This is a genomic window from Nocardiopsis sp. CNS-639 (assembly GCF_000381685.1).
Taxonomy (GTDB): Bacteria; Actinomycetota; Actinomycetes; order Streptosporangiales; family Streptosporangiaceae; genus Nocardiopsis; species Nocardiopsis dassonvillei.
In genome coordinates, this window is the sequence record NZ_KB906854.1 from 246,449 (window position 1) to 268,752 (window position 22,304).

Genomic DNA, 22,304 nt, shown 5'->3' on the forward strand with positions numbered 1-22,304 from the left:
GGGGCCTTGGACCAGGCGACGCCAGTCTAGCGGTGGCGGAGGGGGTCCAGAGCGGCCGACGGCCTGCGAAACCCCTGTTTCGGCTGGGTAAGTCCATATTGACCCTGTGCCCGAAATGAAGGGTCCGGTACCGCCCCGGTGCGGAGTTCCGCAGCAGACCGCCGAGGAGGCCGGGTGCCCGGCCGCGAGCGCCGTCTCCGGCACGGTCCGGCTCCCGTTCCGGAGTCCGGCCCCGGGCCCGTCGCGGAGCCCGGCAGGGGTCCTGGGGCCCGGACCGGGCTCAGGGAAGGGTCGGGACGGCCGGAGCGGGCGCACCGGCCCCGGTGACCGACGCCGCCCACCGGTAGTCCTGCTTGCCGACCGCCGTACGCCGCACCCGGTCCACGAAGTGCACGGTGCGCGGCACCTTGAACCCCGCCAGCCGCACACGGCAGTACGCGCGCAGCTCGGCCTCCTCCAGACGGGCGTTCGGGGCCAGCGAGACCAGCGCGGTCACCCGCTGCCCGAGGTACTCGTCGGGCGAGGGCACCACGATGGCGTCCTCCACCGAGGGGTGCGCCTTGAGCGCGGCCTCCACCTCCTCGGGGTAGACCTTCTCCCCGGCGGTGTTGATCACCGCGCTTCCGCGTCCCAGCAGCGCGATCGAGCCGTCGGCGTCCCAGGTCCCGAAGTCGCCCGACAGCGCCCACCGGCGCCCCTCGGCGTCGGTGGGGAAGGTGCGCGCGGTCGCCAGGGGGTCGTTGTAGTAGCCCAGCGGGATCCGTCCGGTGCGCGCGATCCGCCCCACCTCCCGCGAACCCGGGGGCAGCGGGCGCAGGGACGCGTCCAGCACCGCGATGCTGCCGCCCATGGTGAAGCTGCGGCTGCCCGAGGGGGCGGCCCCGGACGGGGCCTCCGCCGGACCGGCCGGTTCGCCGCCGGTCGCCGACCCGCACACGCCCGTCTCCGAGCCCCCGTAGGCGTCGGAGAGGGACACGTCCTCGCGCCAGGCGTGCCACAGCGCGCGCACCGCCGGGGTGAGCGGGGTGCCGCCGGAGCGGATCGAGGCCAGATCAGGGCACAGCCCCGGTTCGGTGAGCAGGTGGCGGGCCAGCGGGCGGGCCATGGCGTCGCCCACCAGTTGGAGCACGTGCACGCCCTCCCGGTGCGCCGTCTCCAGCACCCGGTCCGGACGGAAGCTGCGGTCGGTGGACAGCACCACCCGCTTGCCGCACAGCAGCATGCTCAGCGCGTTCCACTGTCCGGCCGCGTGCATGAGCGGGCCGAGGACCAGCATGCGCTGCTCGAAGCAGCGCGCGGCGCGCTCGGCCACCTCCTGCGGGGTCCGGGCGCTGGGCGTGCCCGGAGCGCGGCGCTCCAGGGCCGCGCGGAAGATGTCCGCCTGCCGCCACAGCACGCCCTTGGGGTAGCCCGTCGTGCCGCCGGTGTAGAGCAGGTAGTGGTCCTCGCCGCTGGTCGGGGGCAGGGCCGCGTCGTCGGGCGCCGAGGCCAGCGCCTCCTCGTAGTCGCGGCCCCGCGTCCCGCGCGCGGATCCGTCCGCGACGAGCAGGACGTGGCGCAGCCGGGGCAGGTCGGAGCGGACCGTGGCCACCGCCCCGGCCAGCGAGTCCTCCGCGATCAGCGCGACCGCGTGCGAGTCGGCCAGGACGTGGCGCAGCTCGCCCGCGACGTAGCGGTAGTTGACGTTGACCGGGACCGCTCCCGCGCGCAGGACTCCCAGGAAGGACTCCATCCACTCGGCGCGGTTGAACGCCAGCACGGCGACGTGCTCGCCGGGGCGCACGCCCGCGCCGACCAGGTGGCGGGCCAGCCGCAGCGAGCGCTCGTGCAGGGCGCGGTAGGTGAGCCGCCGGGGACCGGCGACCAGGGCGGTCCGGTCGGGCACGGCCTCGGCGACCGCCGCGAACAGGTGGGAGAGGGAGAAGGGGGCGTCCGGGGACGCGGAGGTGGGCACGCCTGACCTCCCGGGCACGGTCGACGGGGCCGTCCACGGCTCGGGGCTCGCGGCGGCTGAGTGGCTGTTGGTGCGACCGTACCCCTCGGGGGAGGGCCCGACCGCCGTCGGGGCTGTGGAGCGCGTCACCAGGGGCGTTATCGCAGGTCACCATGGATGTGACGACCCCGCTCAGAGGGTGTGCGCGGCGTTTCCCGGCCGGGTTTTCGGGCATCGCCCCCCGGCTGTGATCTCCCCCACCCCTTGTGGGCTCACCGGATCATCTGCTCAACTCTTGGGGACCTCCCGCCGAAGGGGCGCGATCCGGCCCGACGGTGGGTATCAACTGTCTGACATCGGTCAATGGTGATCGGAGCGGCTAGATGGGCAACACCCAGAATCTGGGACAGCGGGACTCCGCCGGGAACCCCGGTGGAGAGGCACTCTCCGGCGCGGACCACATCGCGCTCGCACGCGCGCGGTCGGCGCACAACTACTCACCCCTTCCCGTCGTGATCGCCGAGGGCCGTGGCGCCTGGGTGACCGACGTCGAGGGCAGAAGGTACCTGGACTGTCTGGCCGGGTACTCCGCCATGAACTTCGGCCACCACAACCCCGACCTGCTCGCGGCGGCGCACCGGCAGATCGACCGGGTGACCCTCACGAGCCGGGCCTTCTACAACGACCAGTTCGGCCCGTGGGTCAGCGCCCTCGCCGACATGGTCGGCAAGGAGAAGGTCCTGCCGATGAACACCGGCGCCGAGGCGGTGGAGACCGGCATCAAGGTGGCCCGCAAGTGGGCCTACGAGGTCAAGGGCGTGCCCGAGAACGAGGCGACCATCGTCGTGGCGGGCGCCAACTTCCACGGCCGCACCACCACCATCGTCTCCTTCTCGTCGGATCCGGAGGCCAGGACGGGTTTCGGGCCCTACACGCCGGGTTTCCGGTCCGTTCCCTACGGTGACGCCGAGGCCATCGAGGCCGCCATCGACTCCACGACCGCGGCGGTCCTCATAGAGCCCGTGCAGGGTGAGGCGGGCGTGATCGTGCCTCCGGCGGACTTCCTGCCCCGGGTCAGGGAGATCTGCGACCGCGAACGGGTGCTGTTCATCGCCGACGAGGTGCAGTCGGGCCTGGGCCGCACCGGGACGATCCGGGCCTGCGAGCACAGCGGGGTGGTCCCCGACGCCTACCTGTTCGGCAAGGCGCTGGGCGGCGGCATCCTGCCGGTGTCGGCGATGGTCGCCGACGAGGACGTGCTCGGCGTCATCCAGCCCGGTCAGCACGGCAGCACGTTCGGCGGCAACCCGCTGGCCGGGGCGGTCGGGAGCACGGTCGTGCGGATGCTCACCGAGGGGCCCTACCTGGAGAACACACGCCGTCTGGGCGAGGTGCTCAAGCGCCGCCTCAAGGAGTTCGTCGGCGACGGGGTGGTGTCCGCGCGCAGCATCGGGCTGTGGGCGGGCATCGACGTCGACCCGTCGCTGGCCTCGGGCCGGGAGCTGTGCGAGCGCCTCGCCGACCACGGGGTCCTGGTCAAGGACACCCACGGCTCGACCGTGCGGATGTCGCCGCCCCTGGTGATCAGCGAGGAGGACCTCAACTGGGGTCTGGACCGCTTCGCCGAGGTGATCAAGGAGCTCCAGGCGGGCCGGTAGCGGCGACGCGGGGCCGACGCTCCCCCGGGTCAGGGGGCGTCGGCCTCGTTGCCGGGCGGCTCGGTGGCGAACTCCGGGTCCAGCGGACCGCCCAGTTCCGACCTCAGCTGCTCGGGATCGACCTTGTCCAGGGTCTCCCGGGCCACGTAGACCTCCCGCTCGGGGCCCTCCACGACCTGCAGGCGCACCCGCTCGGCGATGGACAGCTGCCCCTGGGCGGTGGGGTGGAAGCTCGCCCGGTCCACGCGCAGGCCCTCGCCCAGCTGCCCGAGCACGATCCCGTTCAGCCAGGCCGCGTCGGCGCTCACCTCGTGCCCGCTCAGGGCGGAGAAGGTGTTCACGTACTCCACGCTGCCGGTCTCGCGTCCGCCGTAGACGTCGCCGTCCACCCGGTAGACCGTGTCGCGGATGAGTTCGTTGAACCGCTCGGCCAGACCGTTCAGCCACAGCTGGTCGCTCCTGGTCAGCGTGTAGTACATGCCCGGGGGGTCCTCCGGGAACAGCCGCGGGTAGCCCAGCACCAGGACGCGGGCGTCGGGCGCGCGGTCGCGGACCTCCCCGAGGATCTCGGTCAGGGTCTCCTCGAAGGTCCTCATCCGCCTGTCGACCTCCTCCTCCTGCTCGACGCAGACGCTGCTCTCCAGGAGCGGCATCCGCACCATGCAGGTGCGCAGGACGGGGATGAAGCCCAGGTCGTTGCCGCCGATGCCCAGGGTCACCAGGGACGTGTTCTCGGTGACCCGGTCGATCTGCGACTCGGAGGTGCCGATCTGCTCGATCATCTCCGAGCCCTTGTGGCTGCTGCACGCGTAGAAGGCCAGCGAACCGGTGAAGTCGAACTCCTCGGCGACCACCCGGGGGTAGGCGTTCTCCGAACGCCAGCAGCCGCCCGCCTCGGCGGTGTCGGGGGCGTAGTCGCCCGCGCCGTCACCGGAGGAGTAGGAGTCGCCCAGGGCCACGTAGTTGCCCCACAGCGCGGCCTCCTCGGGCTCCATCCGGACCCGCCAGTCGGTCTGCTCCTCCTCGGTGATCGGGGGGAGCTCCTCGGCCGGGCACACGCCGTCGGTGGTCTCGCACCACAGGGTGACCAGGCCCTCGCGGGTGGCGGGCAGCGCCAGGACGGCCACCATGACCAGGATCAACGTGACCGAGACGGCGATCGCCACCCGGGACCGCCGACGCCGTCGGCGCGGGCGCCCGTCCCCGCCGGAGTCGTCCCCGCCGTCGTCGGCCCCGTCACCGGAGCCGGCGCCGCCGTCGTCGGCCCCGTCACCGGAGTCGTCCCCGCCGTCCGAGCCGCCGGTGCCGCCCGGTCCCGCGCCGGTCGCGCCGTCGTCGGATCCAGCGGTGTCCGCCGGACCGCCGGTGCCGTTCGCGTCCTCGCCGCAGGGATCCGCGGGGACCGGCTCCGGCGCCTCGGGGCCCTCACCACGTGCTGACACGGCCGCTATCGCCTCCCCGGGTCCCGGCGGACTTGTCGTCACCTCCGCAAGACTATCCGGGACGGTTCGCCGCGATGACGTCCACGACCCGGTCGAGGTCGGCCCCGCCCAGCGTCGCCCGGGCGGTCAGCCGCAGCCGGGACCGGCCGTCGGGGACCGAGGGCGGGCGGAAGCAGCCCACTCGCACGCCCGCGGCCAGACAGGCGTCGCGCCAGGCCAGAGCGGCCTCGGGGGAGGGCGCCAGCACCGACACCACGGCGGCGTCCGGGGTGCTCGCGGGCAGCCCGCGCCCGCGCAGCCCCTCCGCCAGCCGCCGCGCGCGGTCGCGCACGGCGTCGGCCAACCAGGGCTGGGCGCGCAGCACGCGCAGCGCGGCCAGGGCCGCGCCCGCCGAGGCCGGAGCCAGGCCGGTGTCGAAGACGAACGTGCGCGCGGTCTCGGTCAGGTGGCGGACCACCCGGTGCGAGCCCAGCACCGCGCCGCCCTGGGAGCCCAACGACTTGGACAGGGTCACCGACACCGCGACGTCGTCCGCGCCGCGCAGTCCGGCGGCGGTCGCCGTCCCGCTCCCGCCGGGCCCCACCACGCCCAGGCCGTGCGCGTCGTCCAGCAGCAGGGCGGCGCCGTGCCCGCGGGCCGCGCGCGCCAGGGCGGCCGCGTCGGTGAGGTCGCCGTCCACGGAGAACACGGTGTCGCTCAGCAGCAGGGCCCGTCCCCCGGCGGTCGCGAGCGCCTCGGCGGCCCGGTCGGCGTCGGCGTGGTCGTAGAGGGCCACGCGCGCCCCAGAGGCCCGGGCCAGCCGGGTGGCGTCGATGAGGGAGGCGTGGTTGTGCCGGTCGCACACCAGCAGGGGAGGGGCGCCGCCGTCCGGCGCGGCCAGCGCGGTGACCATCGCCAGGTTCGCCGCGTACCCGGACGAGAACACCAGCGCGGACTCCGTGCCGTGGAAGTCGGCGAGTTCGCGCTCCAGTTCCCGGTGCAGGCCGGTGTCCCCGGTGACCAGTCTCGATCCGCCCGCGCCCGCGCCCCACACGCGGGCGGCGTCCCCGGCGGCGGCCACCACGTCCGGGTGGCGCAGCAGCCCGAGGTAGTCGTTGCCCGCGAGGTCCAGCAGGCCGTCGGCCGCGGGTCGGGGCGTGGCGCGCCGCGTCAGCCCGGCCTCGGCGCGTGCGCGGGCGGCGCCGTCCAACCACGCGAAGGGGTGCCCCGGCGGCAGCGCCCGGGCCGTGGCGCGCAGGGGCCACGGGCGGCGGGTGGGGGCGGCGGTGCTCGGCATACGCGGGACGGCCTCCTGGGTCGTGGGCGCGGTCGTGGTGGGGCGCGCTCCGGTCGGATCGCGACGGGGGGTCAGCGGCGCACGGGGCGAGCCGCAGCGCGTCCGGCCCGGACGACTCCGTCGCCGCGCGGTCGGGCCGGGAGGCGGGGGCGCGTCCCCGGCGGGGACCGACCCAGCGGCGGCCAATCCCGCTGGGGCGGTCCGGTCCTTCGTGCCAGGGAGGCGTCTACGACTCTGCCCTCCCGCGCACCCGCGCGTCATTCACCGAAGCCCACAAAGATCCGCCCGGATTCCTGGTGGGACCGCACGGGGGCGCGCGCGGGCGCGGGGTGAACAATGGAGCCCCATGACGCCGACGTCCCCCGCGGTCCCCGGAGCCCGGGCGCCCGCGGACCGCTCCGCCCGGATCCGCGCCGCGGACACCGCCCACCTGTGGCACCCCTACACCACCGTTCCCGCCGCGGAGCGGCCGTACGTGGTCACCGGGGCCGAGGGGGCGACGCTGACCCTGTGGTCGGAGGAGGGCGAGCGCCGTGTGGTGGACGCGATGTCGTCCTGGTGGTCGGCGGTGCACGGCTACCGCCACCCGGTGCTCGACGCCGCGGTGCGGCGGCAGACCGACGCGTTCAGCCACGTCATGTTCGGCGGGCTCACCCACGGGCCCGCCGCGGACCTGGCCGAGGCCCTGGTGGCGATCACCCCGCGGCCGCTGGAGCACGTCTTCCTCGCCGACTCCGGCTCCGTGGCGGTGGAGGTCGCCATGAAGATGTGCATGCAGTACCACCGCTCCACCGGTCGGCCCGAGCGGCGCCGCTTCCTCACCTGGCGGGGCGGCTACCACGGCGACACCTTCCACGCGATGAGCGTGTGCGACCCCGACGGCGGCATGCACTCCCTGTGGGGCGACGTGCTGCCCGCCCAGGTGCACGCGCCCGCGCCGCCCTCCGGGTTCGGCGCCGAACCCGACCCCGGCTACGTGGCCGCCTTCGAGCGCCTGGCGGCCGAGCACGCCGACGAGCTGGCCGCGATCATCGTCGAACCCGTGGTGCAGGGCGCGGGCGGCATGCGCTTCCACCACCCGGGCTACCTGCCGGAGCTGCGGCGGATCGCCGACGAGTACGGGCTGCTGCTCGTGTTCGACGAGATCGCCACCGGCTTCGGCCGCACCGGCGAGCTCTTCGCCGCCGACCACGCCGGGGTCGCCCCCGACGTCATGTGCCTGGGCAAGGCGCTGACCGGCGGCTACCTGACCCTCGCCGCGACGCTGTGCACCGCGCGGGTGGCCCGCGGCATCGCCGGGGGTGAGGTGCCGGTGCTCGCCCACGGGCCAACGTTCATGGGCAACCCGCTGGCCTGCGCGACCGCGCTGGCCTCGGTGGACCTGCTGACCGGCGGAGACTGGAGGGGCGACGTGGCGAGGATCGGGACGGGCCTGCGCGAGGGCCTGGCTCCGCTGGAGGGGCTGCCGGGCGTGCGCGAGGTGCGGGTGCTCGGCGCGATCGGGGTGGTGGAGCTGGAGGCGCCGGTGCGCATGGCCGAGGCCACGCGGGCGGCGGTGGAGGCGGGGGTGTGGCTGCGGCCCTTCCGCGAGCACGTGTACGCGATGCCGCCCTACGTGTGCACCTCGCAGGAGGTGGCCGCCGTCGCCGACGGGATGGCCGCCGCGGTGCGGGCCTGCCTGGGGGAGGAGCGCCGATGAGCGTCCTGGTGGTGACGGGGACCTGCACCGAGGTCGGCAAGACGGTGGTCACTGCGGCGGTGGCCGCGCTGGCGGTCGCGGCGGGACGGCGGGTGGCCGTGCTCAAACCCGCCCAGACCGGGGTGGGGCCCGGCGAACCCGGCGACGCCGACACCGTGGCCGCACTCGTCCCGGGCGTGACGACGGCGGAACTGGTCCGCTACCCCGAGCCGCTGGCCCCCGCCACGGCCGCCGCCCGCAGCGGGGCCGAACCCGTGCGGGCCGAGGCGGTGGCCGAGGCCGTGTGGCGCCTGGCGGGCACACACGACCTGGTGCTGGTCGAGGGGGCGGGCGGGCTGCTGGTGCGGCTCAACGCCGAGGGGCAGACCCTGGCCGACGTCGCCGTGCTGCTGTCCGCGCCGGTCCTGGTGGTGGCCCGTCCCGACCTGGGCACCCTGAACGCCACCGCGCTGACCGCCGAGGCGCTGCGCACCCGCGGCCTGTCCCCTGCCGGGGTGGTGGTGGGGTCCTGGCCGGACCGCCCGGACCTGGCCATGCGCTGCAACCTCACCGACCTGTCCGCCATGGGGGCGGGTCCCCTGTCGGGCGCCGTGCCGCGGGGCAGCGGGGCGCTGGACCCGCGCGCGTTCGCGGACGTGGCCCGTCGCTCCCTGGCGCCCCGCCTCGGCGGGGTCTGGAGGGTCGGCGCCGGAGCCGGGATCAGGCCGGAGGGGGAACCGGCGAGGACAGGGTGAACGCCCGCGCGCCAGGCCCGTGCGCGCGCAGCCGCGCCGCGCGCTCCCCGGCCTCCCCGGGCGACACCGGGGTCCCCGCCGCCGACCACCACAGCGTGCGCTCCACCTCCGGGAAGGCGCCGCTGGCCGCGCGGAAGGCCAGCACGTCCCGGTGCGCCGCCTCCACGAAGGACCGCAGGTCGCCGGGGGAGCGCCACAGCGAGACGAGGCGGACGCGGTCCCCCTCGTCGAGGAAGTGGACCTCCTCCAGGTGGCCGGGGTCCCGCCGGGCCCGTTCGCGCAGGGCGGCGGCGAACGCGCCGAGGTGACGGCGGTCGCCCCGCAGGACGCGCGCCTCCACCAGCACCGGCCAGCCGGTGCGGAGCGCGGAACCGCCCTCCCCGACGGGGTTCGGACGGCGGCGGGGCGTGCGGCGGACGGTGTCGTGTCGGCGCTGGGCGAGGAATGGCATGACCGCTCCCGGAAAATTGGACCGCTGATGGGGATCCGCTTCGGCTCTGGTGGTATCCCCCTGGTGATGCCAGTATGGAATCCGGGGGCCACCCCCCACAGATCCAATGGAGGGGAAAATGGACTCTTCCCGGAGTTCCGCCGAACTCGCCGACCTCCTCGGCGCCTGGCCCCGGGGCGGCGGGCCCCTCTACCGGCGCCTCGCCGACACCCTGCGCCAGCTGGTCGACCAGGGCAGCCTCACCCCTGGTGAGCGCCTTCCCTCCGAACGAGCCCTCGCCGCCAGCCTCCGGGTGAGCCGCACCACCGTGGTCTCCGCCTACGACGCCCTGCGCGCGGACGGCATCCTCGACAGCAGGCAGGGCAGTGGCACCCGCGTCAGCAGCCGGGTCGCGCCCGTGCGCTCGGACGGCTGGACCGCCAACGGCACGGGCAACCCCATGTACCGCAACCTCTTCCAGCACGAGGAGGGACTCATCTCGGCCGCCTGCCTGACCACCCCCGCGCTCCCCGGCGTGGAGGAGGCCATCCGCCGGGTCGTGGCCGAGGACCTGCCCGCGCTCATGGCCGAGGGCAGCTACCACCCCAGCGGCCTGCCCGCGCTGCGCCGGGCCGTCGCCGACCACTACACCGCCCGGGGCCTGCCCACCACCGCCGACCAGATCGTCGTCACCACCGGCGCCCACCAGGCCGTCAACCTGGTCGCCCAGCTCTACCTGCGCAACGGCTCGCCCGTCGTGGTGGAGGACCCCAGCTTCGCGGGCTGCCTGGACCTGATGGGCGACCGGGGCGCCCGCTTCCTGCCCGTGCCCCTGGACGAACAGGGCCTGGACGCCAACGGCGTGCGCCGCGCCGTGGCCGAGCACGCGCCCCACCTCGTCTACACGATGCCCTCGTACCACAACCCCACCGGCACGATGATGTCCGCGGCGCGCCGCCGCGAGCTGGGCGAGCTGTCCGCCCGTCACGGCGTTCCGGTGCTGGAGGACCACGCCTACACCGGCCTGCGGGCCCCCGACGAGCCCCCGCCGCTGGCCGCGTTCGCCCCGCGCGGGGCCGAGGTCATCACCGTGGAGTCGCTGTCCAAGGTCGGCTGGGCCGGGCTCCGGCTGGGCTGGCTGCGCGCGCCCGCCGAGATGGCCCTGCGCCTGAGCCGCCGCAAGGTCCTCGCCGACCTGGCCAGCCCCCTGCTCGACCAGGCGGTGACCGTGCGCCTCCTGGAGAGGTACGACGAGCTGTCCCGGCAGCGCTCCGCGCTGATGCGCGAGGCCCTCGACCACATGGAGGAGCTGCTGCGCGGGGCCCTGCCCTCCTGGGAGTGGCGGCGCCCCGACGGAGGAGCGGCGCTGTGGGTGCGCCTGCCCGGGGTGGAGGCCCGCGCCTACGTGCAGGTCGCGCTCTGCCACGACGTGGAACTGGTCCCGGGCTCGGTGATGTCGGCCTCCGGAGGGGAGCGCCACGCCGAGTGGTTCCGGCTGCCCTTCGCCTACGACGCCCCCACCCGGGAGGAGCTGGTCTGGCGGCTGGCGCGGGCCTGGCGCGAACTCGACCGGCACGGGCCGGTGGAGCCCGATCCGGTCCGCCTCGTGGTCTGACCCGCCGGGGCGGGGCGGGTCCCGGCGCGGACGGGGTCCGGGCGAGGTGGACCCGTACACGCGCGAGGGCGGCATCACCGGTGGGTGGTGCCGCCCTCCGCCGTGTCCGGCGACGAACCGGACGGGGGACCGGGACTAGCCGATCTTGACCCCGCGGGCGTTGGTGAAGCGCTCCTGGACGTCGGCCCAGTTGACCACGTTCCAGAACGCCTTGGCGTACTCGGCCTTCACGTTCTTGTACTGGAGGTAGAAGGCGTGCTCCCACATGTCCAGCATCAGCAGCGGAACGGAGCTGAGGGCGGTGTTGCCCTGCTGGTCGTAGAGCTGCTCGATGACCAGGCGCTGACCCAGCGCGTCCCAGGCCAGGATCGCCCAGCCCGAGCCCTGGATGGTGGTGGCCACGGCGGTGAAGTGCGCGCGGAAGGCGTCGAAGGAGCCGAACTGGTCGTCGATGGCCGCGCCCAGCTCGCCCTCGGGCTTGTCACCGCCCTCGGGGGACAGGTTCTTCCAGAAGACGGAGTGGTTGACGTGGCCGCCCAGGTTGAAGGCCAGGTTCTTCTCCAGCATCGGGATGGTGCCGAAGTCGCCGGTCTCCCGGGCCTCCGCCATCTTCTCCAGAGCCGTGTTGGCACCGGCGACGTAGGTCGCGTGGTGCTTGTCGTGGTGCAGCTCCATGATCTGACCGGAGATCCACGGCTCCAGGGCCGCGTAGTCGTAGGGCAGTTCGGGAAGCGAGTACGGCGCAGACATCTCTGACGCACCTTTCCAATGACGCGGTTCGTCGTGTTCACCAGCGATGGGATCGCCTAGGCAGCAAGCTATCAGTCGGGCGGCGGCTCACCCGATGTCAGGCTCTTTACACTCCGGTACGGGAATAAACCGGGGCGGCCGACCTCGGTCCGGAGTGCCCGGCCCCGTGCCAGCGGCCACCGCCCCTGGGGGGAGCGGACCCCGCACGGACGGTCCGCGCGCTCCGCGTCCCACCGCCGCCTCCTCCCCGCACTGCCCGGCACGGCCGCTCCTAATCCTGGCTTTCGTGGTGAAATCGCCGGGGACGCGGGCGCGATCACGGCGGACTCCGCGGAAAACATCGGCCGGTGTCCGCCGTGATCGCGCCGAATTCGCAGGTGGGTGAGGAAGAATTGGCCGTCGTGCTCCAAACGCCACACGGCCGCCCGCGCCCGGGCCCCGTCCCGCCGCGCGGGAGGTCCCACGGGAGGCCAGCGGGTGGCGGAGACGGGTCCGCCGACGCTCCGGGAAAACCCCGGATGCGCGCACATGAGAGGCGCGTGATGCGCGGGTGAACGGAAGGCGAATTGCGTGTAATCCAGGTTTCGATTCCCCTTCGGGGGCGTCCGTTATTTCCTCGAAGGGCTAAGGTCGAAAGCGTCTGAGCAGATTGCCGGCCTCCCCGAAACTCCGGGTGAAGCGGCAGTTCGGTGCCGGGAAACCAGCCCTTCCCTCTCGTCCCCCCGCGGCCCGCGCCCGGCGGAACCGTGTCGAAACTCCCGTGGAGGTATCCGCCCATGCGGTCGCTTCGCAGCCGTCTCCGTCCACTCCTGGTCACCGGCGCGGTGGTCGGCGCCGCCGTGCTCTGCGTGCCAGCCGCCCTGGGGATCGCGGGCCTGATCGGCTGGACGGACGTGCTCGTCCTCACCTTCCTCGGCCTGCTCGCCGGTGCCGTGGGCGTGCTCGGGCTGGGCACACTGCTCCTGTCCCGAAGGGTGGGCGCCCTCTCCAGGAGCGTGTCCACCTCGATGGAGGCCCACAGCCGCAGCGTCGCCGAGACGCTGGGGCGCGACCGTCTGGAGGCCGCCCTGGCCATGGACGGCGTCCGCGAACGCGTCGCCCACCTCCAGGACCACACGCTCCCCAAGGTCAGCCGCGAGATCAGGAACGTGATCACCGCGCGGGGCCGCGACGACTACGAGCAGCAGGTCGCCTGGACCGAGCTGCGCGAGTACCTCGACACCGCCGCGTTCATGCCGCCCCTGCGCGGCTGGGCCGCCTCCCCCGACGTGCTCCGCATCCTGGTCCGCCAGATCGACCGGCTGCGCCCCGGCCTGGTCGTGGAGTGCGGCAGCGGCGCCTCCAGCGTCTGGATCGGCTACGCCCTGCGCCGCGCGGGCACCGGCAGACTCGTCGCCGTCGAGCACGACGCCCGCTACGCCGAGCTCAGCCGCGAACTGGTGGCCGCGCACGGGCTCGACGACATCGTCGAGGTCCGGCACGCACCGCTGGTCCAGACCCCGAACACGACGGTCACCGTCAACGGCGAGGAACTGCCCACCGCCGACCGCTGGTACGACACCTCGGTCTTCGCCGACCTGGAGGACGTCGGCCTGGTGTTCGTCGACGGCCCGCCCCAGGCCACCGGCCTCCAGGCCCGCTACCCCGCGCTGCCCGTCCTGCTGCCGCGCTGCACCGAGGACGCCGTCATCGTCCTGGACGACGCCGCGCGCGTGGACGAGCGCGCCATCGGTGACCGCTGGCTGGCCGAGCACCCCGAACTCCAGCGCGTCGAGGAGGCCGCCGAGAAGGGCGCCCACGTCTTCAGCCGCAAGGGCGTCTAGCGGACGCCGCGTTCCCACGCACCGCCTGACGGGCTCCCCGTGGAGCCCCGACCGACACACCCGAGGTCACCCGATGATTACCACCGCCCTGCGGCAGGCACTGCGCGCCCGTGGCACCGAGGCCGCCGTGCTCTGCCACGCGGGTGCCGACACCCGCGCCGTCCTGGCCGAGCTGCCGCTACGCCCCGACGACATCCTGGTGGACCTGGACGCCCACCCCCTGGGCCAGCCCCTGGAGCTTCCGCGCGCCTGGATACGGGACGAGGAGCCCGAGGTCGGTCTGGTCGCGGTCGTGGCCGCCACGACCACCGACCTGCACCGCGCCCTCACCGTCTCCACGCACCTTCCCAGAGCCGTGCACATCGTGGTCGCCATGGTCGCCACCTCCGGCCACCAGGAGCCCCCGATCCCCGCCTCCCCGGGCATGGGCCAGTGGCGCGAGCTCCAGGAGGTACGGGTCCGCCGCGTCAACAGGAGCGGCTGGCTGTGCGAGCTGTTCTTCCCCAACGGGATGGACACCGTCCAGGTGGTCGACGCCGTCGTGCACGGCACCCGGGGTCGGCGCAGGGGGCCGGCCACCGCGCCGCTGGCCGTCCTCAACGGGCCCGAGGCCGCCCTGTGGCGGCCGGGCGACACCGGCGTGCGGGGCGTGGAGGCACAGGGGCCCGTCCCGCTGCGCCGGGTGACCCCTGTGGGGGACCTGGCGCTGCGCGTGTCCGACGACGTCGCGCGGCCCGAGTGGACCGACCCGGTCGTCCCCGTCCTGGACCGCGCCACCACCGCCGCCGACTCCTGGGCCCGGATCTCCGGGCCGGACGGGCACGTCCGGGCCCACGAGGCGGTGCCGGACAGCGCGCACGCGGTCGCGCCCGTGGACGAGCTCACCGTCAACCCCACCGGGTTCACCAGGGTCAAGGACGGGAACCTGGCCGACCTCACCGTCCACGGCCCCCACGCCGTGGTCAGGGAGGGCGGCAAGGACCTGGTCACCGTCGCCGCCGACGGCACGGTCACCGACGTCGACCTGGCACGCCTGCGCCACCTGCGCGGGGTCAGGGTGGACTGGTCCGGGCACACCGGACCCAGCGCCGCCGTACGCGCGGTCGCCTCCCTGGCCGCCGGCGGGGTGCCCCTGATCAGCGGCGAGGTGCCCGCCTGGGCCTCGGGCCTGGGCACGCCGCTCACGGACCTGATCACCGGAGCCCGCGACGAGGACCTGCGCGACCAGCTGCGTCGTGAGGAGTACAGCGTCCGCCTGCGCCGCACGGCCCTGCGTGCCCACGGCCAGCGCTCCCGCTGGCGGGCCCTGGGGGCGGAGGCCGGGATCCCCCTGCCCAGGGAGTCTCGCGTGTCGGTGATCCTGTGCACGCGCCGCCCCGAGATGGTCGGGTTCGCGCTCGCCCAGATCGCCCGGCAGCGCGACGTGGAACTGGAGGTGGTCCTCACCCTCCACGGGTTCACGGCGGACCTGCCCGAGGTGCGCGCGGCGATCGACGCGTTCCGGGAGACGGGGCTGCCGCTGGTCCTGCACGAGGCCGACGCGGGCCAGATCTTCGGCTCGGTGCTCAACGACTCCGTCGACCGCGCCTCCGGAGACCTGATCTCCAAGTGGGACGACGACGACTGGTACGGCCCCGACCACCTGGCCGACCTGCTGATGGCGCGGACCTACTCCGGCGCCGAGCTCGTGGGCACCGGACAGGACTTCATCTACCTCCAGGAGGTGGACCTGACCGTCTGGCGCAACCGCAGGTCGGAGGCGGCGACCCGGTTCATCGCCGGGGGCACGATCCTCACCGACCGCGTGGTGATGGAGGAGATCGGCGGCTTCCGGCCGCTGCCCCGCGCCATCGACACCCAGCTGCTCCTCGCCGTCATCCGGGGCGGCGGCCGCATCTACCGCGCCCATGGACTCGGGTACGTGCTCCGCCGCACCGGCGGCGGGCACACCTGGTCCGAGGACATGGCCTTCTTCCTGCACAACCACACCCAGCAGTGGTTCGGCTGGCGTCCGAGCGCCATCGTGGAGGGCGAGCCCTCGCCCCTCGGCCAGCCCGCCACCGAGTACACGGGGGAGATCCGTTGACCACGCTTGACATGACTCCGGAACCGGTCTCCGGCGACCGCGCGACCGCGCCGATCCTGCCCCGCGCGCAGATCGACTACCGCGACCAGCCCCGCGCGCGGCGCAACGACTACTCCGTGCTCCAGCCGCCCGCGATCGGCGAGTGGACCCCGACCCTGTCGGTGTCGGTGGTCATCCCCGCCCACGGGCACCAGGAAAAGCTCGAACTCGTCCTGGCCTCCCTGTCCGCGCAGAGCTACCCCGCGCACCTGATGGAGGTGATCGTGGTGGACGACGGCACGCCCGAACCCCTCACGCTCTCACCGGTGCGCCCGGAGAACACCCGGCTGATCACCTCGGCCCCCGGCGGCTGGGGCTCGGCGCACGCCGTCAACAGCGGCGTGGCCGTCTCCTCCGGCCAGGTGGTCCTGCGCCTGGACGCGGACATGCTGGTCTACCGCGACCACGTCGAGTCGCAGATGCGCTGGCACCACCTGGTCGACTACGGGGTCGCCCTGGGCCACAAGATGTTCGTGGACTTCGACCCGAAGGCCATGACCGCCGAGTACGTGGCCACCGAGGTGCGCGAGGGACGCGCCGCCCAGCTGTTCGACCGCGAGAGCGCCGACCCGCACTGGGTGGAGCAGACCATCGACGGCAAGGACAAGCTGCGGACCGCCGACCGCCTGGCCTACAAGGTGTTCATCGGCGCCACCGGCTCCCTGCACCGCACCCTGTTCGACGCCGCGGGCGGCCTGAACGGGGAGCTGGTCCTGGGCGGCGACAGCGAGTTCGCCTACCGGGTCTCCCAGCAGGGCGCCCTGTTCGTCCCCGACCTGGACACCAGCAGCTGGCACCTGGGCCGCACCCAGATGCAGACCCGCCGCGACGCGGGCACCCGCTACCGCGCTCCCTTCGTGGCCAACCGGGTGCCCGACTTCCACCTGCGGCGCAAGCGCCCCGACCGGCAGTGGGAGGTCCCGCTGGTCGACGTGGTGATGGACGTGGACGGCGCCACCCTGGAGGACGTGGACACCACCGCGTCCGCGCTGCTGTCCGGTACCACTCCCGACATCCGGTTGTGGCTGGTCGGCCCCTGGGACGTGCTGGACGAGGGGCGGCGCTCCCCGCTGGACGAGGAGCGGCTCGACCTGCGGCTGATCCGGGAGACCTTCCGGGGCGACCCCCGGGTGCGCCTGGTGGAGCACGCGCCGGGCCACGACCCGCTCGTCAACTTCCAGCTGCGCGTGCCCGCCGGTCCGGCCCTGAGGGAGCGGGCGGTCGTCGAGCTGGTCGACATGGCCAACAAGAACAAGGCCGGGCTGCTGTGCTCTCCCGTGCCCGGGGCCACACGCGGTGACGGCGTCATGCGCCTGGAGCGGATCGCCGCCTACGCCAGGGCCCGACACCTGTGGCCCGAGGCGACCTCCGAGGAGCTGGACCGCCGGGTGGAGGAGGTCTACGGCACCCACTGGGTCCCCGGGACGGACTTCGTGTTCCCGGAGGAGGGGGAGCGGACCAAGCCCGAGAACCCCGAGACGCTGCGGCGCAAGCTCGACCAGGCGCTCGCCGAGGTGGAGCGCCTGCGTGCCCGGGCCAGGCGCGCCGAGCGCAAGCTGCGCTGGTTCACCCCGGGGCTCACCCGCAGGGCGCTGCGCAAGCTGGCGCGCTGAGACACGGCCCCGGCCGGCGGGAGGACCGCCCGGCCGGGGCCGCGCCCGCACGTCGGGGGCGTCCTGAGGCCTTCGCGGGAACGGAGGGCCTCAGGGCACCCACAGGCCGAGCGACTCGGCCACCAGGGCGGGCCGCTCACGGCCCTCGATCTCCACGGTGTGGGTCGTGGTGACCAGGTAGCCCTTGGGGGTCTCCTGGACCGAGCTGAGCTCCACGCCGTCGCGGATGCGCGAGCCGGACACGACCGGCTGGAGGAAGCGCACCTTGTTGAGCCCGTAGTTGATGGACATGCTCGGCTTCCTCGTCACCGAGATCACCGACTGGGAGAAGTGGGCCAGCATCGACAGGGTGAGGAACCCGTGCGCGATGGTGCCCCCGAAGGGGCCCGCGGCCGCCCTCTCGGGTTCGGTGTGGATCCACTGGTGGTCCTGCGTCGCTTCGGCGAACAGGGAGATCCGGTCCTGGTCGATGGTCACCCAGTCGGTGTGGCCCAGGTGTTCGCCCTGGGATGCGAGCACCTCTTGGATGTCGGCGAATACGCGCACCGCGCCTCCACGGTCGTCGGGTCCGGAAACGGGGGCCGGACGGTGCCGCAACTCTACCTAACGCTGTTCGGTTAGGGGAGGAGGGAACCCGGTCGGGCTCGGCGGAGTTCCACTGCGGTTGCTGCGGTTGCTGCGGTTGCTGCGGTTGCTGCGGTTGCTGCGGTTGCTGCGGTTGCTGCGGTTGCTGCGGTTGCTGTGGTTGCTGTGGTTGCTGCGGTTGCTGCGGTTGCTGTGGTTGCTGCGGTTGCTGCGGTTGCTGCGGTTGTGCGGGACTCTCCGGTCAGCGCCGCCGCCGGGCGCCGTTGGCGCGCCCGCGCTCCACATGGGCCTCGCGCGGGCCGTCGGCGTCCACGACCAGGGCCCGGGCGGTGCGCTCGGCCACCGCCGCGCGGTCCACCGTGTGCCCCAGGCCGCTCTCGGTCAGCGGAACCGGCACCACCCCGTCGTGCGCGCGCACGGGCGGGAGCATCAGGTCGCGGCCCCGGTTCCCGGCTCCGGGCATCTCCACCGGCAGCGAGGCCCCCGACAGCGAGCCCAACGCGACCGTCGCGGCGCGGCCGATCCCCGTCACCGCCGACGAACCGCACCACACCCGCCAGCCGGCGTCCACGGCGCGGTCCACCGCGCGGCGGGCCGCCGTGAGGCCGCCCATACGGGTCGGGTCCACGTTCACCGCGCCGCCCGCCTCGGCCCGGATCGCCTCGGTGAGGTCGTCCACCGACTCCAGGGACCGGCCCAGCGCCACCGGCGTGCGCAGTTCGGCGGACAGCCGGGCGTGCGCGGCCAGATCTCCCGGGGCGAAGGGGTCCTCCACCGCCAGCAGACCGAGCCCGTCCAGGACGCGCAGCGCGTCCAGGTCGGCGGGGGACTCGGTGTAGCGGCAGCCCGCGTCCGCCTGGAGGACCAGGAACGGGAAACTCGACTGCACCGCGCGCACCACGTCCGCGTCCCAGCCCGGGGCGATCTCCAGCCGGATCCGCCGGAACCCCGCCCCCACCTGGCGGTTCACCTCCGTGACCACCGACTCCACGGCCACCTGGCGGGGCAGCGTCACCCCGGCGGTGAGCGCGGTGCGCTCCCCGCCCAGGGCGTGCGAGAGCGGGGTGTCGCGCTGGCGGCTCCACAGGTCCCAGCACGCGGTGTCCAGGGCCCCGGCCACGGCCGGGTCCCAGGGCAGATCGGCCCAGGCCTCGCCCGCCTCGGTCGGACGCCGCCAGGAGTGGCCGAGCAGGGCGGGGGCGAAGGCGCGGGTCAGGGCCTCCCACTGGGCTCCGCTGGCCTCCGGCAGCTCTCCCCAACCGCTCACGCCGTCACCGTCGGCCACCCGGACCAGGACGGGGCCGTCGGCGCCGGGGCCTCGGCCGCCGGCCGGGGGCCGCAGCCGGATCAGCTCGAGTTCGACGATCCGGGTCGCGGTCGCCGAGCCGGTGTGTGCCACGCTGTCCCACCTCGGTACTCGTCCTCCCGCGACCGGCCGCAGAGCCGGGCGCGCGGGCTTTCCCCTCGACGGTACCCCCGGCCGACCTGCGCGACCACCCCGAACGGTGCGGTCCGCGCCACCCGTGCGGCCGGGCGGCGCGGACCCCGGGCGGGCTCCGCCCGCGTTCTGCGGACCGTATCCCCTCCTAGCCCTGGACCAGCACCTCGTCCAGCGGGCGGTGCTTGAGCCCGTGCGCCTCGGCGACCGGGGCGGAGACCACGTCGCCGTCGAAGGTGTTCAGGCCCCCGGCCAGCGCCTCGTCCTCGTTCATGGCGCGCCGCCAGCCCTTCTCCGCCAGCGCCACCGCGTACCGCAGGGTGTCCTTGGTGAGGGCGTGCGTGGAGGTGTTGGGCACCGCGCCCGGCATGTTCGCCACGCAGTAGAACACCGTGTCGTGCACGTGGAAGGTGGGGTCGGCGTGTGTGGTGGGGCGCGAGTCCTCGAAGCACCCGCCCTGGTCGATCGCGATGTCCACCAGCACCGCGCCCGGCCGCATCCGCGACACCAGCTCGTTGGTCACCAGCTTGGGCGCCCTGGCCCCCGGCACCAGCACCGCGCCGATCACCATGTCCGACTCCAGCACCGACAGCTCCAGCTCGAAGGCGTTGGACACCACCGTCTTGACCCGGCCCTGGTAGAGGGAGTCCACGTGCCGCAGCTTGTTCACGTTCAGGTCCAGCACGGTCACCTCCGCGCCCATGCCCACCGCGATCTGCGTCGCGTTCAGGCCGGAGACGCCCGCGCCGATCACGGTCACGCGCGCCGGGCGCACGCCCGGCACCCCGCCCATCAGCACGCCGCGCCCGCCGCTGGGCCGCTGGAGGGTCACCGCGCCCATCTGCGGGGCCAGGCGGCCCGCGACCTCCGACATCGGGGCCAGCAGCGGCAGGGAGCCGTCCGGCAGCTGCACGGTCTCGTAGGCGATGCCGGTCACCCGCCGCTCCAGCAGGGCGTCGGTGCACTCGCGCGAGGCGGCCAGGTGCAGGTAGGTGAAGAGGGTCTGCCCCTCCCGCATGCGGTGGTACTCGGCCGCGATCGGCTCCTTGACCTTCAGGATCAGCTCACCGGCGGCCCACACCTCGTCGGGGGAGTCCAGGACGCGCGCGCCCGCCGCCTCGTACTCGGCGTTGGAGATGGAGGAGCCCAGGCCCGCGTCGCGCTCGACGACCACCTCGTGGCCGCGTCGGACCAGTTCGTGGACCCCGGCGGGGGTGATGGCCACCCGGTACTCGTGGTTCTTGATCTCGCGGGGCACGCCGATGCGCACGGTTCCTCCTACGGCTATCTCCGTTGATACCCCCACTGTGAACTGCGGGGGTGCCCTGGCGCTATCGCCAACATGCATCGCTATCGGCGATCTTGTTGACAGGGTGTAAGGGCGATGTGTGGTCTGGGACACGGGTACCTGCCCGTGACGGGCGGGCTCAATCCCCCGGGGCCCGACGCCCTGGAAGCCGCCGTTCCGGGCGCTCGCGGTCCGGGCGCCGCGGGCTCGGCGATGTCCCGCCGAACGCGGCCGGTCCGAGCGCCGTCCTGCCCTACCCCGTCGGTCCGGGGCGCCGTCGGTGCGGATGTCGTCCCGTCGGGAACCGCCTCACGGGCCGCCGCGCGTCCGGGCACCGCCCCACCGGGTGCCGTCCCGCCGAACGCGTGCGGTCCGGGTGCCGCACCGCGGGTCGCTGCGGGTAGCCGTGGGTCGGACCGCCGCGCGACCGCCCGCCGTCCTAACGGACGCCGTCCGCCGGGCGGCCCGAGATCCACACCCGCCGTACCCGGCCGGTCAGCTCCCGGCCCGCGTAGGGACTCGGGTCCGCCGCGGGGACCGCCACCCGCGCGCCGGGGTCGAAGGCGACCAGGTCGGCGTCGAACCCCGCCGCGATCCGGCCCTTGCCCACCAGTCCCAGCAGTTCCGCCGGGGCCCGCGCCGTCCACCGTGCGAGGTCGGCCAGCCCCAGGCCGCGCCGGTGCGCCGCCGTCCACAGCGCCGACAGGCTCCACTCCAGCGTGTACAGGCCGTGGGCGGGCAGGTGCCCCGAGCCCACGGTGGTGATCGCCGAGTCCCGCGCCAGCAGCGCGCTCCACAACGCCTTGCGGTTGGCGTCCGAGCGCAGCGGCGGCCGACAGGCGTGCGCGGGCGACTCCGGCCCCAGCGACTCCGAGGGCAGGCACAGGTAGTGCGGGCAGGTGTGCGCCGTCAGCGCCACCCCCACCGTCCCCGCCGCCGCCAGCAGCGCCGCGCACTCGGCCGCGGTGAACGACCCCACGTGCGTGCGCGTCCCCACCGCGCGGGCCGCCGCGATCACCCGCTCCAGCCCGCGCCGCTCCGCCCGGGGCGGCCGGTGCTCCGCCGCCGTCGGCGGGGTCCCCAGCTCGGCCGCGTCCTCGGCGTGCACCAGCAGCACGCTGTCCAGCGCCGCGAGTTCGGCCATCGCCTTGCGCAGCTGGGCGTCGTTGAGCGCCGCGATGTCCGGGGCGCCCCCGTCCGACAGCGAGCAGTGGAAGGCCACCGCCCCGGCGGCCTGGAGGTCGGCCAGGTCAAGCGGGCCGGTGCCCGGGGCCACCCCGCCCAGGAAGAGCACCGGTACGGGGGACAGGGCCGCCGCGCGCTGGTGCGCCCCGAGGGCGTCCGCGCAGGTGAGGGCGGGCCGGGCCGGGGCGGGGGAGGCCACCACGCAGGTCACACCGCCGCGAAGGGCGGCCGTCCCCGTCCGGCGGTAGGACTCGGACAGGTCCTGCCCGGGCACGTGCGCGCCGGTGCCGACGTCCACCGCGCCGGGCAGCAGGGCCACGTCGCCGAGGTCGGTCGTCTCGTGGGCGGGCATGTGCGCGCCGTGGGCGCCCACGGCCTCGACCCGCCCGTCGCGCACCCCGACCGAGGCGGGCCGGACCCCCTCGGGGAGGACCACGCGCGTGGACCTGACCACACTGTCGTACACGGTCATCCGCCGTCCCCTTCGCTGCGCTCGCTGGAGGATGTGCTGAGAGGCGCCGCGGGCGACCGCGGCACGGGAGGGGAGGCCGGACGCCGAAGGCGGGGAAACCGTCGTCTCGACCGGATACGAGCGTATCGCGAAGAGCCCCTCCGCAAGGGGGGAATCCGACATCCCGGCCCCGGCACCGCCGCCCCGCCGGACGGGCGAGGGGCGCCGCCGCCCACCTCCCGTGACCGCCCTCCAGACC

The 22,304-nt window shown here is 74.5% G+C and carries 16 protein-coding genes; 7 read left to right on the forward strand and 9 right to left on the reverse strand.

What is annotated here, in order from left to right; translation table 11 throughout:
- Positions 1 to 280: 280 nt before the first annotated feature.
- Positions 281 to 1,954: an acyl-CoA synthetase gene (locus G011_RS0100985; protein WP_019606820.1), complete on the reverse strand. Its 1,674-nt coding sequence runs from the start codon at positions 1,952 to 1,954 to the stop codon at positions 281 to 283.
- Positions 1,955 to 2,316: 362 nt separating this feature from the next.
- On the opposite strand from G011_RS0100985, the gene rocD reads away from it, so the two are divergent.
- Positions 2,317 to 3,591: an ornithine--oxo-acid transaminase gene (gene rocD / locus G011_RS0100990; protein ID WP_019606821.1), complete on the forward strand. Its 1,275-nt coding sequence runs from the start codon at positions 2,317 to 2,319 to the stop codon at positions 3,589 to 3,591.
- A 29-nt stretch (positions 3,592 to 3,620) separates the two neighbouring features.
- Here rocD and G011_RS0100995 read toward each other — a convergent pair whose 3' ends face one another.
- Positions 3,621 to 5,033, reverse strand: a complete 1,413-nt coding sequence (locus tag G011_RS0100995; RefSeq protein WP_019606822.1) for an SGNH/GDSL hydrolase family protein — start codon at positions 5,031 to 5,033, stop codon at positions 3,621 to 3,623.
- 52 nt (positions 5,034 to 5,085) lie between these two features.
- Positions 5,086 to 6,309, reverse strand: coding sequence for an 8-amino-7-oxononanoate synthase (locus G011_RS0101000; protein ID WP_013151665.1), 1,224 nt, complete (start codon positions 6,307 to 6,309; stop codon positions 5,086 to 5,088).
- 346 nt (positions 6,310 to 6,655) lie between these two features.
- Here G011_RS0101000 and G011_RS0101005 point away from each other — a divergent pair, with 346 nt between their 5' ends.
- Entirely contained in the window at positions 6,656 to 8,008 is a 1,353-nt protein-coding gene (locus tag G011_RS0101005) for an adenosylmethionine--8-amino-7-oxononanoate transaminase (RefSeq protein WP_019606823.1), read from the forward strand.
- Positions 8,005 to 8,742 (forward strand): dethiobiotin synthase, encoded by a 738-nt coding sequence (bioD, locus tag G011_RS0101010; protein WP_019606824.1) that lies wholly within the window; start codon positions 8,005 to 8,007, stop codon positions 8,740 to 8,742. The genes G011_RS0101005 and bioD overlap by 4 nt, the downstream gene beginning before the upstream one ends.
- On the opposite strand, the gene G011_RS0101015 is transcribed toward bioD, so the two are convergent.
- Complete coding sequence (locus tag G011_RS0101015) at positions 8,708 to 9,193, reverse strand: DUF3291 domain-containing protein (protein WP_019606825.1); 486 nt, start codon at positions 9,191 to 9,193, stop codon at positions 8,708 to 8,710. The two genes, bioD and G011_RS0101015, sit on opposite strands and share 35 nt — an antisense overlap.
- Positions 9,194 to 9,311: 118 nt before the next feature.
- Between G011_RS0101015 and G011_RS0101020 the strand changes: the two genes are divergently transcribed.
- Positions 9,312 to 10,787: a PLP-dependent aminotransferase family protein gene (locus tag G011_RS0101020; RefSeq protein ID WP_019606826.1), complete on the forward strand. Its 1,476-nt coding sequence runs from the start codon at positions 9,312 to 9,314 to the stop codon at positions 10,785 to 10,787.
- Between the two features lie 135 nt (positions 10,788 to 10,922).
- On the opposite strand, the gene G011_RS0101025 is transcribed toward G011_RS0101020, so the two are convergent.
- Positions 10,923 to 11,537, reverse strand: a complete 615-nt coding sequence (locus G011_RS0101025; protein ID WP_013151670.1) for a superoxide dismutase — start codon at positions 11,535 to 11,537, stop codon at positions 10,923 to 10,925.
- 776 nt (positions 11,538 to 12,313) lie between these two features.
- Here G011_RS0101025 and G011_RS0101030 point away from each other — a divergent pair.
- The 3 genes from G011_RS0101030 (at position 12,314) to G011_RS0101040 (ending at position 17,098) form a co-directional block, all read left to right on the forward strand.
- Positions 12,314 to 13,360 carry a class I SAM-dependent methyltransferase gene (locus G011_RS0101030; RefSeq protein ID WP_019606827.1) on the forward strand — a complete coding sequence of 349 codons (1,047 nt, stop codon included), beginning with the start codon at positions 12,314 to 12,316 and terminating at the stop codon, positions 13,358 to 13,360.
- A 73-nt stretch (positions 13,361 to 13,433) separates the two neighbouring features.
- Positions 13,434 to 15,446 carry a glycosyltransferase family 2 protein gene (locus G011_RS0101035; protein WP_019606828.1) on the forward strand — a complete coding sequence of 671 codons (2,013 nt, stop codon included), beginning with the start codon at positions 13,434 to 13,436 and terminating at the stop codon, positions 15,444 to 15,446.
- On the forward strand, positions 15,443 to 17,098 hold the full coding sequence (locus G011_RS0101040) for a glycosyltransferase family 2 protein (protein ID WP_026337896.1): 1,656 nt from the start codon (positions 15,443 to 15,445) through the stop codon (positions 17,096 to 17,098). Before G011_RS0101035 ends, G011_RS0101040 begins: the two co-directional genes overlap by 4 nt.
- 90 nt (positions 17,099 to 17,188) lie before the next feature.
- Here G011_RS0101040 and G011_RS0101045 read toward each other — a convergent pair whose 3' ends face one another.
- The 4 genes from G011_RS0101045 to G011_RS0101060 form a co-directional block, all read right to left on the reverse strand.
- Entirely contained in the window at positions 17,189 to 17,644 is a 456-nt protein-coding gene (locus tag G011_RS0101045; RefSeq protein WP_019606830.1) for a MaoC family dehydratase, read from the reverse strand.
- Between the two features lie 280 nt (positions 17,645 to 17,924).
- Positions 17,925 to 19,082 (reverse strand): enolase C-terminal domain-like protein, encoded by a 1,158-nt coding sequence (locus tag G011_RS0101050; protein WP_019606831.1) that lies wholly within the window; start codon positions 19,080 to 19,082, stop codon positions 17,925 to 17,927.
- A 187-nt stretch (positions 19,083 to 19,269) separates the two neighbouring features.
- Complete coding sequence (ald, locus tag G011_RS0101055) at positions 19,270 to 20,391, reverse strand: alanine dehydrogenase (RefSeq protein ID WP_019606832.1); 1,122 nt, start codon at positions 20,389 to 20,391, stop codon at positions 19,270 to 19,272.
- Positions 20,392 to 20,848: 457 nt separating this feature from the next.
- Positions 20,849 to 22,066, reverse strand: coding sequence for an amidohydrolase family protein (locus G011_RS0101060; protein WP_019606833.1), 1,218 nt, complete (start codon positions 22,064 to 22,066; stop codon positions 20,849 to 20,851).
- Positions 22,067 to 22,304: the final 238 nt, after the last annotated feature.

Excerpts from the sequence above, each read along its gene's own strand:
- G011_RS0101060 (WP_019606833.1), bottom strand. The coding sequence starts at position 22,066 with ATGACCGTGTACGACAGTGTGGTCAGGTCCACGCGCGTGGTCCTCCCC.
- rocD (WP_019606821.1), top strand. The coding sequence starts at position 2,317 with ATGGGCAACACCCAGAATCTGGGACAGCGGGACTCCGCCGGGAACCCC.
- bioD (WP_019606824.1), top strand. The coding sequence starts at position 8,005 with ATGAGCGTCCTGGTGGTGACGGGGACCTGCACCGAGGTCGGCAAGACG.
- G011_RS0101035 (WP_019606828.1), top strand. The coding sequence starts at position 13,434 with ATGATTACCACCGCCCTGCGGCAGGCACTGCGCGCCCGTGGCACCGAG.
- G011_RS0101005 (WP_019606823.1), top strand. The coding sequence starts at position 6,656 with ATGACGCCGACGTCCCCCGCGGTCCCCGGAGCCCGGGCGCCCGCGGAC.
- G011_RS0101030 (WP_019606827.1), top strand. The coding sequence starts at position 12,314 with ATGCGGTCGCTTCGCAGCCGTCTCCGTCCACTCCTGGTCACCGGCGCG.
- G011_RS0101015 (WP_019606825.1), bottom strand. The coding sequence starts at position 9,193 with ATGCCATTCCTCGCCCAGCGCCGACACGACACCGTCCGCCGCACGCCC.
- G011_RS0101025 (WP_013151670.1), bottom strand. The coding sequence starts at position 11,537 with ATGTCTGCGCCGTACTCGCTTCCCGAACTGCCCTACGACTACGCGGCC.
- G011_RS0101000 (WP_013151665.1), bottom strand. The coding sequence starts at position 6,309 with ATGCCGAGCACCGCCGCCCCCACCCGCCGCCCGTGGCCCCTGCGCGCC.
- G011_RS0101020 (WP_019606826.1), top strand. The coding sequence starts at position 9,312 with ATGGACTCTTCCCGGAGTTCCGCCGAACTCGCCGACCTCCTCGGCGCC.